The following is a 14,497-nucleotide window of genomic DNA, read 5'->3' on the forward strand; positions in this document are numbered from 1 at the left end:
ACAACTAACGTCGTAACATTTCAGCTCTATAGGAATTTTATGAAAGCGTATCTTGATCTACTACAGCACATTCTGGACAACGGTGGCGATAAGGGCGACCGTACAGGGACAGGGACACGTTCTGTATTTGGTCATCAAATGCGTTTTGACCTAAACCAAGGCTTTCCCTTACTCACCACCAAAAAAGTTCATTTTCGCTCGATTGCGATTGAGCTGTTGTGGTTCTTAAAAGGTGATACCAACGTTCAATATTTACAAGACCATAAAGTCACCATTTGGGATGAATGGGCAACCGCAGAACAAACCGCACGTTTCGGCCGCCCTGAAGGTGAACTTGGCCCTGTCTATGGTCACCAATGGCGCAACTTTGGCGCAACTCAAAATGCCGATGGCAGTTATCAAAAAGATGGTTTTGATCAGATTCAATGGTTAATTAATGAAATCAAAACCAATCCAAATTCACGCCGTTTAATCGTTTCAGGCTGGAATCCGCAAGAAGCTGGGCAGGTGGCTTTACCACCCTGTCACACGCTGTTCCAGTTCTTCGTTCAAGACGGCAAATTGTCTTGCCAATTGTATCAACGTAGTGCCGATGTATTCTTGGGCGTGCCGTTTAATATTGCCAGTTATGCCCTACTCACCCATATGATTGCGCAAGTCTGTGGTCTAGGTGTTGGTGACTTTGTTTGGACAGGCGGCGATACACATCTATATGCCAACCACTTTGAGCAAGCTCGCCTACAGTTAACACGTGAGCCTTTGCCACTGTGTCAACTTCAACTGAATCCTGAAATTCAAGATATTTTCGAGTTTAAGTTTGAAGATATCGAAATCGTCAATTACCAATCACATTCTGCAATTAAAGCACCGGTGGCTGTATGAGTTTTCAAGGAATCGAAGTTGTCCATGTTGTCGCGATGGATCAACAAGGCTGTATTGGTAAAAGCAACGCCCTACCTTGGCATATTTCCGCAGATTTAAAACACTTTAAAGCCATCACGCAAGGTGGTGTGGTGGTGATGGGACGTAAAACCCTTGAATCTATGGGACGTGCTTTACCAAAACGAGTCAATTGGGTGATTACCCGTGATACCTCATGGTCTTTTGACAAGGTTAAAGTCGCACATAGTATTGAAGATGCATTGGCTCAAGCGCTCACTGATGTTGCTGCTAGCGAAAAACCTGAAAGTATTTTTGTGATTGGTGGTGGGGAAATTTTCAAACAAACGCTACCGATTGCAGATCGTTTAGAATTAACTCATGTTGAGCTTGATGTACAAGGCGATGCTTACTATCCTGAAATTCCAAGTGACTTTCATAAGATAAGTAGTGAAAAGCAGGTTGATGAGCAATCAGGCATTGCTTTTGAGTTTGCAAGCTATCGTAAGTAATCATCCCCCACCAAAATGAGTATTTTTTCAGCAAAAAGATACTCATTTTTTTCATAAAAACATCATATCTTTATCTTTTGTTGCACTTTTTGCAAAGCATAACAAAATCTTCGTTTTAAAATGACAGTCATACCCGAAAAATAAACATATATTGGTTTTAATTAATTATTAAAATAAATAAGGATAAGCCCATGACCTTAAAACAGCTGATCTTCTCAATGGTTTTTGTCGGTTTAAGTGTGATTGCAGCCTGTTCAAATTTACCGAATCAGCCTTCTGCACAAATTTTGCAGCAACAACAGCAATTGCAAAAGCCACATACAGTTTGGAAAGTGACTCAAATTCAGGGGCATCTGCTCACCGCAAATGAATTGAATCATCAACCGTCTTTAACATTTGATATTGAGAACAAACGTGTCAGCGGTAGTGATGGATGTAATCGAATTTTCGGCAGCTATCAATTACAAGGCAATGTGCTGCATCTTAGCCCTCTGGCATCCACAAAAATGATGTGTTTGGACAGCGTACAAATGAATGATCAATTTCATTTAGCATTGGCACAAGTTGAAAGCTTCAGTGTGGAAAAACAGGTTTTGAAATTAAAGGATCAATCCAATCATGTTATTATGGAACTAAGTCCTCAAACTCCCTAAACTTTTTTGATTTTATTGAAGGATAAAAATATGCAACAGGCTTTATTTGGTGGTGGCTGCTTTTGGTGTGTAGAAGCTGTCTTTTTACAGTTACGTGGAGTTACTCATGTAACAAGTGGTTATGCAGGTGGTCATAGCACTGCGCCAAGTTATGAAGCTGTTTGTAGTGGCAATACAGGTCATGCAGAAGTTGTTCGTGTTGATTTTGATGAAACACAAATCAGCTATCATGACTTACTTACTGTTCTTTTTGCTATTCACGATCCAACCACCTTAAACCGTCAAGGCAATGATATCGGGACACAATACCGCTCAGTGATTTACTATTATAATGACGAGCAAAAACAGCAAGCTGAAGCCTTCATCAATCAGCTTAAATCAGAAGGTATTGATGTTGTGACTGAACTGACTGCTGAACCTGTATTTTATACAGCGGAAGAATATCATCAAAATTACTTTGAAAAGAACCCAACTCAAGGCTATTGTAACTTTGCCATTCCACCAAAACTAGACAAGCTCCGTAGTAAATTCTATCGTTTACTGAAGGCATAAAATAAAAAAGCGACCGATAATGGTCGCTTTTTTACTTCAAAATTGCTGATTAGTTTTCACTTACAAAAGCAATATCACTCAGCCCGGCTTCGCTTGCACGTGACATTACTTGAGCAACCATATCATAACGTGACTCTTTATCAGCACGCAGTTGCACAGTTGGTTTTTGAGCTTGTTGACCCGCAGCATTAAAGCGCTGAGCCAAATCATCTAAACTAATAATTTGGTCATTCCATGCCACTTCACCTTTAGCATTGATACTAATCGTGATCGCTTCTGGCGGCGGTGTTGTAATTTCCGCTGTGGTTTTGGGTAAAGTCAACGGAATCGATGGATTTGCAACCGTTGCTGTCACCAAGAAAATGATCATCAACACTAACATAATATCGATGAGTGGAATGAGGTTCATCTCATTCATACCAGCATCGTGATCTTCACCCAATTGAAAAGCCATTATGCCTGACCTCCAGCATAATTTTGTTGTGCTGTTTTCGCAGTATTGGCTGGATTGCTTTGTGTCATTGATTCTTGTTGCAACATGGTATCAATCAATAAAGTATGTGCTTTGTCTTGTAATGCATGTGCTAAGGCACGATTTGCACGTACGCAGATGTTATAAGCCAGTACCGCAGGAATCGCAACACCCAAACCTAAACCTGTCATGATCAACGCTTCACCGACTGGCGTTGCAACTTGAGCCAGACCTGCTTGTCCACTACGACCTACTGCAACCAATGCATGGAAGATACCCCACACGGTGCCAAACAAACCAACAAACGGTGCAATAGAAGCAATTGTACCCAGTACAGCAACGCCTTTTTCTGCTGACGTTTTTTCTTCAGAGATTTGACGTAGCAATGCTTGTTCTGCAACTGCTTTACGCTGATCAAATGCAAGCGGTGCTAGTTTTGCCTTAAGCTTGGTCAATGCTTGTTCGAGTTGAGCATATGCTTGTTGCTTAAGTTGACGTGTACCCATCAAACGCAGTGCGAAGATCGTCCACGTTGTGATCGACATTGCAATAAGTACAAAATACAGTGTTTTACTTACTGCATCGGCACTTTGCCAGTAGACTGAAAAGTTCATGCTCGAACTCCTGATTTCATAAATTAGCCGTAAATTATGGTGTTAAATCAAATGGTTGTTTCGCCTTAATTGGATACGCCACACCATTTTCTTTATAAGGTTTAAATTTTGCGCTACGCACTGCTCGAAGAACTTTCTCATCCAGTGCAGCTATACCACTACCTTTTACAAGTGTAACTTTAGTCACTTTGCCTTTTTCATCGGCCTCGATTAACACAACAACAGTTCGTGTTGCACCTTGCAACTCACTACCATCATAAGAAATACGAGGTGAGCGACTCCACTGCACTCCCGATCCACCAATACTCACTGTTTTTGGAGATGGATCTGCCGCAGGTGCGCTGGGTTGTGGTGTAGCAGGTTGTGGTACAGACTGCGGTGTCGATTTCGCTACAACAGAAGTTGTGGTTGTCATGACAGGTGCAGGTGGGGCTTTTACAACAGGCTGTTCGACTGCTTGTTTAGGTGCCTGAGTTTTAACTTGCTGAATTTTTTCCACTTTTTTAGGTGGCGGAGGCAACTGTTTCTCAACAACCTTAACCTCTTTAACTTCCTTAGGTTTTTCCTTAGGTTTTGGCTTCTCCTTAGGCTTTGGAGGCAAAGGTTTTGGAGGTTGTTGAATTTTAACAAAATGGACTTGCAACGGATCTTTATGAACTGGTTTTAAGTCCTGAATTTTCATTTGACCTAATGCCCATAACACCCCGACATGTCCAATTACAACAGCAGTGACTGCAGCAAGGATTTTCTTTTTCATGCGATCACTTGAGTGAGGATCTAAATTCAATGCGGGAGAGTGACTCATAACACAACAATAACCTGTGATACATGATTTATTTTCTAAAAATAAATCACAACTTTTGAGTTGGACGATTAAGCCTGAATATAATAAATGAGAAGTGTTTTCATTTGCAACCTCTTTTTCATAATTTCTTCATATATAAGCTTTTATATCAGAAAGCCCCAAAGATATTATGAAAAATAAGAATTAAAATGATATAACATAACAATGAAATTTCCAACAAAATCTATGTAACAGACGACCACCGATACCTTACATTTCATTGATCACTTAGAAAAATTATCAATTTTTCAATTGTTATGTTATACTCCAAAAACCATTATGGGGATGTTATTGGCTTCGACGCTGGTGATGAAACTCATAGATGCATGCCGAGAGCGCATTTCCTCTCGTAAATCAAATTTGCATTTTTATAGTCGCAAACGACGAAACTTACGCTCTAGCTGCCTAAGGGCCGCTTGTCCGCTTCACTGAATACTTGTGGTCAGTGAACCCGACCGAAGCGAACGCACACAAGTCCGTATAAAGTCAAGCCTCGGGACTTTATACCAAATTAAGAGGATCGCGTTTTGTACCCTGTTCGTCGGGTCACTTAATGTTAAAACAATAGACGATATCTAAGCATGTAGTATTCTCGAGCGTAATGCTGGCGGACGCGGGTTCAACTCCCGCCATCTCCACCATATACTTAAATTTATATGTCGTAATATGACGATGTATAAGTTGGAAAGGCTTAAATCTAAAGGGTTTAAGCCTTTTTTCTTGCCTATATATAACGAATCATAACTGTATATACCATTGCTCACCATGTATCACTCCTTGTATCATTGAGTTTTTATTGAAACCGCAGTGATACAAGAAAAATGAAAAGAAGCCAAATTAAAAAACGCCCAATGTCCGATACCACCCTATCTAATCTTGAATCAGAGGATAAGGATTATCGAGAGCTAGATGGCAATGGCTTATATTTCTTTGTCCAAAAGAACGGTAATAAGTCATGGCAACTCAGATACAAGAAACCCAATGGTAAATGGGCATGGCTAGGCTTAGGTGGTGTAAGTTTTCGGCTTATTTTGCACTCTTTTAGACTTTATTTTGCACCATATTTTTATAATTCATTCTGCACTAACCAAAATTCTAACGCTTTAACGATAGTGCAGAATAAAACGTAAATTATTGAACATAACTACAGAACTGCTTGAATACCTCTTTAAATAACTCGTCTGCAAGTTCAGCCTCTTGATATGATCCCATAGAGCCTAGTGTTCCATGCAGCTTACGATCATCTAACAAGTATAGATGCCCGACCTGAAGTCCAATCTGTTGCTCCTGATCGATTAAGATAATCTTCTCCAGACTCCAACAATCATTGATGGCTGAATAATATTAAAAGCTTCACCTTCCCCAGCATCTTGAATATCATCATTCATTGCATAACCTACATCTGATCTTATTGATCCAGCCAAATGTTGTGCACGTTCATATCCAACAACTGTATTCTCATCACCACTTTGATAAACTTTATGACTATGCTTTGTAAGTTCAGACAGTGTTAATGCGTGTTTCAACTCACCACCCATACCACCTAATATCTTCATCCACGACGGTGCATTCTCATCTACAGATGGATTAGAAAGCAATGCATGACCAGCTCCCAATTTTTCCCATTCACCATAGCCCTTATGTACCTTAACAGCAGCACCATTTTCAAAAAGTAATGTTGTAATAAATAGATCACCAACTTTAATATCCTCAATAATACGAGCTTCCAATGTTTTTATCCTGTCGGTTATCATTAGTAAGATATGTAGCATCTGATCCTTTTTTTTTGGATCTAAATTAACCCCAAACCCCTCAATGACATTTGAAATTTCTTCCTGTACATGATTACACCATTCAGGCGTGAGATAAGTTGCATCTTGACCTGACAAATCAGCATTGTCATTAAAGCCAGCTTTGCCTATGCCGTTTTGATCTGGTCGTGCATTCACACTATCAATTCGTTTCATGCTTGTTTCTCCTCAATGTCATAGCGTAAATACGCAGGTAGATAATTTTTAATAATGCAGTCCATATCTGCATTTACTGGGCTTTGTAGTTTGAGCAAGACCTTATATCTAAGCTGCTCAGTATTCACAGGCGCGTTACTTGGGGTTGTACATTGCATTGGTTTATATGTAACTAATTCAATCAACTGCACACCAAAAATGCTTAAAAGTTGTTCTAAATAAACCCGATTAAAGACGTTCTCGGTATTTTTAAACCAGTTAAGAATCTGCAAACGCTCTTCAATCAATTTTGTGGCGTTGACCGTACACTTCAGCGGCAAGCCATACTCATATTCGTACTCACTAAGTAGCTCGGTTGGAATTCCTTCCAAAACACTGAGCAGGCGCTTGGCATCAAGATCGGCTTGAGCAAGCACCTGTGCATGAGCATAGACATCAGCCGCAACAACGGTATTGGGTGCAGTGTCATAACCGCCAACGGGTAGAAGTTGGCGTAAAACAGTGGCATACAGTTGTGTAGCTTGTTCCATGTTCATGATGCAGCACTCACTGTAATTGAACCAGCCCGCAACCAGTAAACGTACATCCAGTCGACAGTTGGCTCGACATTGCTACTTGGGGTCAGGTCAACATCGGTCACATTGTCTAACGCCATAATACGGCTGACTAAAGTTGCTGATTGAAAGATTTCGGCTGGAGCAAGCTCAGCGATATAGTCACGAATCGTTTGCTCAACTTCAGTCAAATCCGCACCGCTACCTGTCACAATCGCAGTAACATCTAGCAATTGCTGAGTCGGTGAGAAAATACGGCAATCTGCCCAAAATCCTGCATACTCATCGAGTAGGGCTTGTACGGCTTCAATCAGCGCTGTACTAGGCAAAGTTGGTGGATCACCAGCAGCGGTAATGGCCGCATCCAATGAACCCAGTCCACGACGTTTTGGGTACACATAAACAGAAGCAACACCAGCCACTGATTTGATCAAAGATTTCAAATCAGCGGAACGGTCTCGATTAAAGCCAAGCTGTTTACGTTCAAGCAAACGTGCACGCCAGTCTTCAAGCTCTTCCTGATCTGAACCGCCCGCGATACTGATTACTGTTGCTGTGCCATTTAAGCCAGCAGCAGGGCTAACCCATAGCAGGGTTGAACCTGAATAATTCCAAGAAGCTCCCGTTTGATCCGCAATTACATCAATTGTGGTTTCTTTATTTGCCGTGAGAACCGTGTCGCTAACCACACTCCAGTAATAGCCATTGCCATCAGTCAGTTTTGAACCCACTGTAAGGGTTAAATCCACGTTAGAAACCGCTTTAACTGTCCCTGAAGCCTTTGTCCCACCTAGACGGGGTAAATTGAGTTCTTCAGCGTGAATGTATAAATACGGCTCATCTGCGGTACTAATAAAAAGCTGGCGCTGAATATAAAGCTGATGATGATAAAGTCCCTCCACAACCGAGGACGTACCATCGGCACGAATGGCTGCATCTGAGTCATCTGGGACAGTGATGCCTGTTCCGTTGCGATACTCTTGAATGATCGCTTTACGGATTTGCGAGAAGGTTAAAATTGAAAAAGCCATCTTAGCCACCTACCGCAACAAAGTATGGAATCTTTTGGGTTTCACCCGTCAAGCGAACAATTTCAATCTCTAAATCAATGCGGCTGACCACCGATTGTGATGTAGTCACGCTAAGAGAATCCAGTCGGCTAGGAACAAGATCCGATAAAGCCTCTTCAGCAAATTGTTTAACCAGTTGCAACATCCGTGGCACATCTTTTGAGCGACGTAGGGTATTAAGACGGCTGCCTAGATTTGGATTGGCCCAGTACTTTCCACGGTGGATATTGAGCCGCTGACAAACCGACTGCACCACATCTGCATTAAATGCAGCATCCAAACTGGTCAACACATAATCTTTAATTTCTAGGTTAATTGTTCCCATAGTGCCTCCTACATTTGTGGACTTGGTGCAGGGCTACTGCCATGTTTATGTTGGTTGTATTGATCGCGTATTTCTTGCATCGTGCCTTTTTTGTCTTTGACTTCACCATTCACAAACAAGTCGCCTTCGATATATGTCCCGTCTTTTTTTAGCCAGACGGAGTGCCCAAACTGGTCATAAATACAGGTTTCACCTTCAGCAACATCAATCTTGATCGCACCGCCACTGGTGGCGACCACAATCGACTTGGCTGTTTTCCCTTGAAGTGGAATTACCACCACTTTGGCGGCATCAGGTACATGCGAGCTAAAGCCGACCTGTTGCACCAGTTCAACTTCTTGCAAGACTTCATCGGCAAAGCCTTTAAGTTGTAAGCTGCTTGAACTGCCACGGGCAACAATGCCTAAAAAGCATTGGCGGACTTGAGTTTTAGCTTTACTAATTTGGGAACGAATGGCATCAATCATGCTGTAGCTCCTTGTTTCTTGGTCTTTTCAGCCTGTTGCTCAGCCTTCTTTTTGCTATGGCGTTTTTTGGCTGCTTTGGTTTGTTTCTCTTTATGAGCAAGTGGCTGTGCCCAGTCACCTTGGCGTTTTAATTTCAGTTCCGTGGTTTGACCACCGCTACGCGAAAGCTTTAAGGTACGACCCATCACCGCCCATTTAGCGGTGGCACGGGAAAGCACGTCGCTTTTTAAATTGAGATACCAGCCTGTTGACCAGACTTTATTGTCGATCTGCCAGCCTTTCACAGTGGGGTTTAAGCTATAGGCTTCTAGGTTATTGTCAGCTTGGATTTTTTTAAGCGCTGCGTCGGCTTCAGCTTTGGTTTCAACATCACCCAAAGACACGATTTTTAGGCGATTAAAGCCATAAGACGTAGAGGTTTTGCCTTCAGACAAAATGTGATTCGCATTGCCATCCTGACTTAAAATTTTAATTTCGCTATAGACGTTAGAAACATCTTCATCGTATTGCGCTTCTAACACGTTGTTATCATTACCGTCATACATCAGTAATAAATCGGTCTTAATGTGGTATGGATTCGCAAAAGGATCACCAACTTTTAATGTGCCATCAGCTTCTAACCAAACATACTGACCAGTGACTTGAGCCGCCTTATTAATCGCATCCCAAAGTGCTTCCCCTGGTTCAACTGAAACCTTATTTTTTAAGGCTGAATTGTCTTGAATAGAGATGCTTTTAAATAGAGAACCGAGGTCACCCGACTTGACATATTTATTGAGCAAAACACCTAAAGTGACTTGTCGACCACTGAAAATAGGCACAGAGCAATCAATCAGTTGACCGACCAAGTCACGCCCTGAAACTTGTAATGCACGTCCGTGGCGGCTAACAGCCTCGGAGATTTTGTCAATAATTCCAGTAAGTACCAGCTCATTGCCATAATAAAATTTGACAGGTTTTCCACTTGCCACACTGCTCGGAAGTTGATCATAAACAGGATTAAATAGCGTGACACTCCAGCTATCGGCTGGTGTATCAATTGCGTTGTCGAGCGAAGCCTCATCCCAACCTGAGAGTTCATAGCCACCCACAATTAAGCGGATTGCGTTGTTGTTCGAGTCAATCATAGATTGCCTCCTTGCACTCGTACAAAGATTCTCAATCTTTGTTTAACCTCGTTCTTATCTTGCATAAACAGTCAACTCCATACCCTTAAGCAACACAGCAGGGTTCTGCAAATTTGGATTTAAGCGTCGAATTTCATCGGCACGGGTGTAATCTTCATAGAGCTGATGTGCTAACCAGTGCAATGTGCAAGGCACAAGCACTGTCGTGGTTGTAATGGGTGGACGTGTTTCAATCAGTTCCTGAATCTGCAAATGCAACTGATCAGCAACGTCCTTATAGATTTGAATTTGGGTGACTGAGGTCAACTGGAGAGCATCATCGGTTTGCTCACGCTCAGTATTGATCGCGGCTTGAATCACCTGACGGTTTTGTTGACGAATCACTGCCAAGTCAATTGGTGTCAAACTAACTTCATTACCTGCCACCATGTCTGACTTAACGCTTTCAATAATCTGTTGAGTCACCGCGACAGTGCTGGCCACTTGGGTGGCTGTCCAAAGCTGTTTTAATGAGGTTGGCGTATCATCATCTGTAAACAGATGACCAAAACGAGAAATACGTTTAGCTAAATCACGCCACTTTGAGATCGCTGAAATGGATGTATCAAATGTGACGAGCTGACTGAGATCATCAACCAAGCCAACGATATAATCTGCGGGAGATAAAATATCTTCAATGGTTGCTTTGGCGAGATTTAAGTATGAGCGGGCTGTATTAATGCCATTGCGGATGTTGTTTACAACGGTAAAGAATTGGTTCTTATCTGCGTTATTCAACTGTTCTAACGCTGTTTCTAACGCAGTCGCAGGCGCATCAATAATCGATGCCGTATCAATACTGTCTACCGTTGCAACAGGAACAAAGAAGGTTTTTTGCTGATCTTTACCAAGGATGAATTCGATAGAGATGTAACAGGTATCAACATTCTCAGCGTCATGGTCGACATTGTGACTCAGTACGCTTGCAGTACAGACACCATAAATCGGGTGAATCAATTCACCCGAACCAGTTTCATCCAGTGCAAGGATTAAATTGTCTGATTCAGCTTTATAGTCATCACCTGTAAAGACAGCTTGAATACTGATTTTACGCGGGTCTTTGCCCATGTCCTCAATGTATGCTTCATCGGAATAGGGCGCTTGGTGGATGGCTTGAGATTTGGACACGGCATCTTTGGTAGAGATACACTCAAATGGTACTCCCCGAAAACTCGCATCCTGTAAATCATCTTTCCAAGCCATAAAAAAAACCTCACGTTAATGAGGTTATTTTGCAGAGACTAACTCAAAAAATTAGGCGGAAATGCTTCCATTATTTTGCGGCAAGGTAAGAGGGTACAGCACCATGTCTTTTTTCTTCAGTGTTAGCGTGTTGAGACAGTGAATTCAACAGTGGTGATGATGAACCACCAGAACCCGCTGGCATATTAAACACAGGCTTATTGTTTTGAATTGCACTCACGACTGAGTCAAATTTTGCGGATAATACGGTGGTCTGTCTTTGTTGTTCGGCAATCATCTGCTCATATTTAGTCTGAGCTTCAACAGCGGCTTTGGCATCTTCATTACCAAAAAATGCGAGTGTTTTTGCAATGGTTTCACCAACTTTGTCATCAAATTTTTGACCAGTTTCCGTTTTCATGTACATGTCACGAGTTACTGTACCAATACCATAGCCAACGCCACCCGCTAGAATAAACTGTCCCGCTGTGGTTGCAGCACCACCTGAAGCAAGCCCACCCGCAGCAGCACCTGCGGCTCTCCCCCCAAGCCCACCGCCTAATCCGCCAGCTCGCATTGCTAGCGCAGCCGCACCACCAGCTGTTGCGACTGCTGTTAAACCCAATACTGCCGCAGAGGCAGCAGCAGCAATCCCTGCATTTGATGATGCAAAATCGGCAAGTTTTTGTTTTAAATTACCTAACCAATCAGCTACACCATTGTAGTTATCAACACGTGCATTAAATCTAGCCGTATCGAAAGCACCATCTTTACCATACTCTTGAGCAGCTTGACGATCATGTGATGTTTGAATTGTACCGCCCGAATTATCGACACCTTTGTCTAGCTGGTCTTTGAATCCTCCTTTGTCCATATTCATGGTGAAACCCATAAATGATAGTAGAGCCTGTTTATTATGAAATATCTTACCAACTTCTGATTGAGCAACAATTTGTGTGGCTGCTTGAACATTTTCTAAATATTCAGCATCATTACCTGATTTTAAAGCTACTTGAGCTTTATCACGATATTTACGATATAGAGGATTTGTTTTCATTTGACGATTTAGAAGAAGTGCAGCAGCTTCAACCTCACCTATACCTTGTTCACGCATATTTGCGACATATGTAGTCCAGTCAAATCCTTTACGTTTCTTACTTACACCATATGCTGCAATGGGATCTCCATCTTGCACACGAATATTTTTAGCAAATGACAATCCAAGATGATATTGACTAAATGATCCTAGTAAATCAGATAAGTTAACTGCGGCACCTTCAGCAGTTCCCGCAGTTTTTTTACTTAGCTGCATCATGACAAGTAAATCCCGATACCCTTTGTCACCAATATAACCAGCGCCTTTACCTTGAGTAAGTAGATCAGGCATATAGCGAGCCATGTCACGTAATTCAAATGACCCCAACTGACCAGCTCTCATTGCTTGATCATTTGCACGCGATAAATTAGTTAAACCAAAATTACGTTGAGCGACAGTCATTAAGGCAACATCATTTGGATCTGCACCAGAAGCAAACCCTGTACGACTGACTTGTAACATGACATCTTTTAATTCTTTAAAATCATAAACGTTTGAAGATGTTAAGGTATTTAGAGCTTGAACCATCTGCTGAGGCGATGATCCGCCTTTAGTCGTTGAATTACGAACAAAGCCTTCCATCTCAATCACTTTTTTATTAAAGTCAGGTACAGACATTTCTTGTCCCGCAAGTGCTGTATCTGTTGAAAGACTAATTTGACGCATATAATCGCGAGGATCTTTTAAATAATTCGATCCAATCATACCAGCAGCATATGCTCCTCCAGCGATTGCTGCTGTTGTGCCAATCAAATTGCTACCTCCAGTTCCACCGCGCCCAATTTCACGGTTGGCACGACCAGCCGCTTCTAACTGTTGACGCAATCGATCAGCAGCAGCGACCTGTTGCCGTAGCATATTAATCTGTAACTGATAATCTCGATTTTGATTACGAGTTTGCTGTGACAGTGATCTGGATTGCCGAACTTGCTGCTCAAGCACGCGCTCCAGCAATTGATTGGTTCTTAGAGAGGCATTGGTCTGTGTGGTTTGTTGAGTGACAGAACGAGCATTTTGCTGATAGAGCCGACCAAGCTGTTGCAACTGCTGACTTTGAATGCGGGTTTGTTGGGACTGTTGACGTAGCACGCCTTCCAGCATACGGTTGGTACGCAGCAGCTCATTGGCTGTGCCTTTTTGAGACTGCCCAAGCTGCTCAAGGACACTCTGAGCCTGCTTTCCATTCAAGTTTAACGTCAAGCTTACTGTTGTATTGGTCATTTACACACCCGCTTGGTAGAGACATATTTTTTTTCAGTCGTTTGAGCTGAAGATGACTGGGGCTTGGGAGGAGTATTGTGCTGCCGCTCCTGAGGGAGTTTTTTTAATTCGATGACTTCTGTTAAAAATGCCAATGCATATTGCATTGGCATTTTTTCAGCATAGTCTAAACCGACACCGACTCTGTGCAATGCAGCAATCAGTTCGATGGGTTGCTTAAACTCTCGGCTTCTAGCTTTAGTGTAAGATCAAATTCTAGTGCTTCTAAAGCCTTAAAATTTGCACTTGAGCACTGCGTTAATTGTTCATAAGTGAGTGTATGGAAAGCTCCATCAGGATCAATTAATTCAGTTTTTGCTGCCATTTCATAGAGCAACCAAAATTCACCATCCTTTGCCTGTTGACGGGCTTTGAATAATTCTAAAGTAGTGAGATCAGACACTTGAACTTGTGTACAAGCCACCGCTTTGTTATTTTTCAAAATTGTAATTGGAACAGGTAACTTACCTAAAACACTGAGCTTCATCATTTTTTCCTAGTCAAAATTAAGCTGATTCATCCAATACATCCATCGCAAACATAGTCAGATCACGACGGGTTTCACCTTCAACGGAGTAAGCGTCACTGACAGTTTGGGTTGTACAGTCAATATAGGTTTTACGATGATTCCCTGTGATTGATTCGATACTAAGACGAGCATCTACAATTGCGCCCCAGTCAACCGTATCTTTTCCATCTGGAATCACCACTGAAACATCAAGGGTATAGGTTTCTACACCGCCCGCACGGTATCGTACTTTACGTGTACGGTTCATGGTCTTAATGGGTTTTTGCCCAGTGTCTGTCTTGGGTGTACAGGAAGCACAATCATAGTCTTCACCATTCACACTCAAGACGATAATGCCAACAGCTTCTTCAGCCAT

At 42.1% G+C, this 14,497-nt stretch carries 17 protein-coding genes, 1 other RNA gene and 1 pseudogene; 6 read left to right on the forward strand and 13 right to left on the reverse strand.

The genetic code is table 11. From position 1 onward, the window contains the following. Positions 1-39: 39 nt before the first annotated feature. The 4 genes from thyA (at position 40) to msrA (ending at position 2,596) form a co-directional block, all read left to right on the forward strand. Entirely contained in the window at positions 40-882 is an 843-nt protein-coding gene (thyA, locus tag GBN19_RS04195; RefSeq protein WP_151710296.1) for a thymidylate synthase, read from the forward strand. Continuing rightward, complete coding sequence (locus tag GBN19_RS04200; RefSeq protein ID WP_151777287.1) at positions 879-1,391, forward strand: dihydrofolate reductase; 513 nt, start codon at positions 879-881, stop codon at positions 1,389-1,391. The genes thyA and GBN19_RS04200 overlap by 4 nt, the downstream gene beginning before the upstream one ends. A gap of 191 nt (positions 1,392-1,582) precedes the next feature. Continuing rightward, a complete protein-coding gene (locus tag GBN19_RS04205) occupies positions 1,583-2,044 on the forward strand; it encodes an META domain-containing protein (protein ID WP_151777288.1) in 462 nt (153 codons plus the stop codon). A 30-nt stretch (positions 2,045-2,074) separates the two neighbouring features. Continuing rightward, complete coding sequence (gene msrA / locus GBN19_RS04210) at positions 2,075-2,596, forward strand: peptide-methionine (S)-S-oxide reductase MsrA (protein ID WP_151710298.1); 522 nt, start codon at positions 2,075-2,077, stop codon at positions 2,594-2,596. A gap of 49 nt (positions 2,597-2,645) precedes the next feature. Here msrA and GBN19_RS04215 read toward each other — a convergent pair whose 3' ends face one another. The 3 genes from GBN19_RS04215 to GBN19_RS04225 are packed head-to-tail and all read right to left on the reverse strand — an operon-like array spanning position 2,646 to position 4,487. Further along, positions 2,646-3,050 carry an ExbD/TolR family protein gene (locus tag GBN19_RS04215; RefSeq protein WP_151710053.1) on the reverse strand — a complete coding sequence of 135 codons (405 nt, stop codon included), beginning with the start codon at positions 3,048-3,050 and terminating at the stop codon, positions 2,646-2,648. After that, positions 3,050-3,682 (reverse strand): MotA/TolQ/ExbB proton channel family protein, encoded by a 633-nt coding sequence (locus tag GBN19_RS04220; RefSeq protein WP_151710054.1) that lies wholly within the window; start codon positions 3,680-3,682, stop codon positions 3,050-3,052. Before GBN19_RS04220 ends, GBN19_RS04215 begins: the two co-directional genes overlap by 1 nt. A gap of 34 nt (positions 3,683-3,716) precedes the next feature. Then, positions 3,717-4,487, reverse strand: coding sequence for an energy transducer TonB (locus tag GBN19_RS04225; protein ID WP_151777289.1), 771 nt, complete (start codon positions 4,485-4,487; stop codon positions 3,717-3,719). Between the two features lie 320 nt (positions 4,488-4,807). Here GBN19_RS04225 and ssrA point away from each other — a divergent pair. Continuing rightward, positions 4,808-5,167, forward strand: a transfer-messenger RNA (tmRNA) gene (ssrA, locus tag GBN19_RS04230). A gap of 180 nt (positions 5,168-5,347) precedes the next feature. Beyond that, positions 5,348-5,539 (forward strand): annotated as a pseudogene (locus GBN19_RS15885) (Arm DNA-binding domain-containing protein); the annotation flags it as partial. Between the two features lie 282 nt (positions 5,540-5,821). Here GBN19_RS15885 and GBN19_RS04240 read toward each other — a convergent pair. The 10 genes from GBN19_RS04240 to GBN19_RS04285 all read right to left on the reverse strand — a co-directional run bounded on the left by GBN19_RS04240 (position 5,822) and on the right by GBN19_RS04285 (position 14,497). Then, positions 5,822-6,493: a phage baseplate protein gene (locus tag GBN19_RS04240; protein WP_151777290.1), complete on the reverse strand. Its 672-nt coding sequence runs from the start codon at positions 6,491-6,493 to the stop codon at positions 5,822-5,824. Further along, positions 6,490-7,029: a DUF2313 domain-containing protein gene (locus GBN19_RS04245; protein WP_151777291.1), complete on the reverse strand. Its 540-nt coding sequence runs from the start codon at positions 7,027-7,029 to the stop codon at positions 6,490-6,492. The genes GBN19_RS04240 and GBN19_RS04245 overlap by 4 nt, the downstream gene beginning before the upstream one ends. Continuing rightward, complete coding sequence (locus tag GBN19_RS04250) at positions 7,026-8,078, reverse strand: baseplate J/gp47 family protein (RefSeq protein WP_151777292.1); 1,053 nt, start codon at positions 8,076-8,078, stop codon at positions 7,026-7,028. The genes GBN19_RS04245 and GBN19_RS04250 overlap by 4 nt, the downstream gene beginning before the upstream one ends. 1 nt (position 8,079) lies before the next feature. After that, positions 8,080-8,442, reverse strand: coding sequence for a phage GP46 family protein (locus GBN19_RS04255; protein ID WP_151710060.1), 363 nt, complete (start codon positions 8,440-8,442; stop codon positions 8,080-8,082). Positions 8,443-8,450: 8 nt separating this feature from the next. Then, the gene (locus GBN19_RS04260) at positions 8,451-8,909 is read right to left on the reverse strand and encodes a phage baseplate assembly protein domain-containing protein (RefSeq protein ID WP_151777293.1); all 459 of its coding nucleotides are present in this window, start codon (positions 8,907-8,909) and stop codon (positions 8,451-8,453) included. Beyond that, positions 8,906-10,036, reverse strand: coding sequence for a phage baseplate assembly protein (locus GBN19_RS04265; protein WP_151777294.1), 1,131 nt, complete (start codon positions 10,034-10,036; stop codon positions 8,906-8,908). Before GBN19_RS04265 ends, GBN19_RS04260 begins: the two co-directional genes overlap by 4 nt. 54 nt (positions 10,037-10,090) lie before the next feature. Further along, positions 10,091-11,278, reverse strand: coding sequence for a DNA circularization protein (locus tag GBN19_RS04270; protein WP_151777295.1), 1,188 nt, complete (start codon positions 11,276-11,278; stop codon positions 10,091-10,093). Positions 11,279-11,348: 70 nt separating this feature from the next. After that, positions 11,349-13,574, reverse strand: coding sequence for a hypothetical protein (locus GBN19_RS04275; protein WP_151777296.1), 2,226 nt, complete (start codon positions 13,572-13,574; stop codon positions 11,349-11,351). Between the two features lie 199 nt (positions 13,575-13,773). Further along, the gene (locus tag GBN19_RS04280; protein WP_151710065.1) at positions 13,774-14,100 is read right to left on the reverse strand and encodes a hypothetical protein; all 327 of its coding nucleotides are present in this window, start codon (positions 14,098-14,100) and stop codon (positions 13,774-13,776) included. Positions 14,101-14,119: 19 nt separating this feature from the next. After that, a complete protein-coding gene (locus GBN19_RS04285; RefSeq protein ID WP_151710066.1) occupies positions 14,120-14,497 on the reverse strand; it encodes a hypothetical protein in 378 nt (125 codons plus the stop codon).

The sequence above is a fragment of the Acinetobacter brisouii genome, from assembly GCF_008993995.1.
GTDB lineage: Bacteria > Pseudomonadota > Gammaproteobacteria > Pseudomonadales > Moraxellaceae > Acinetobacter > Acinetobacter brisouii_A.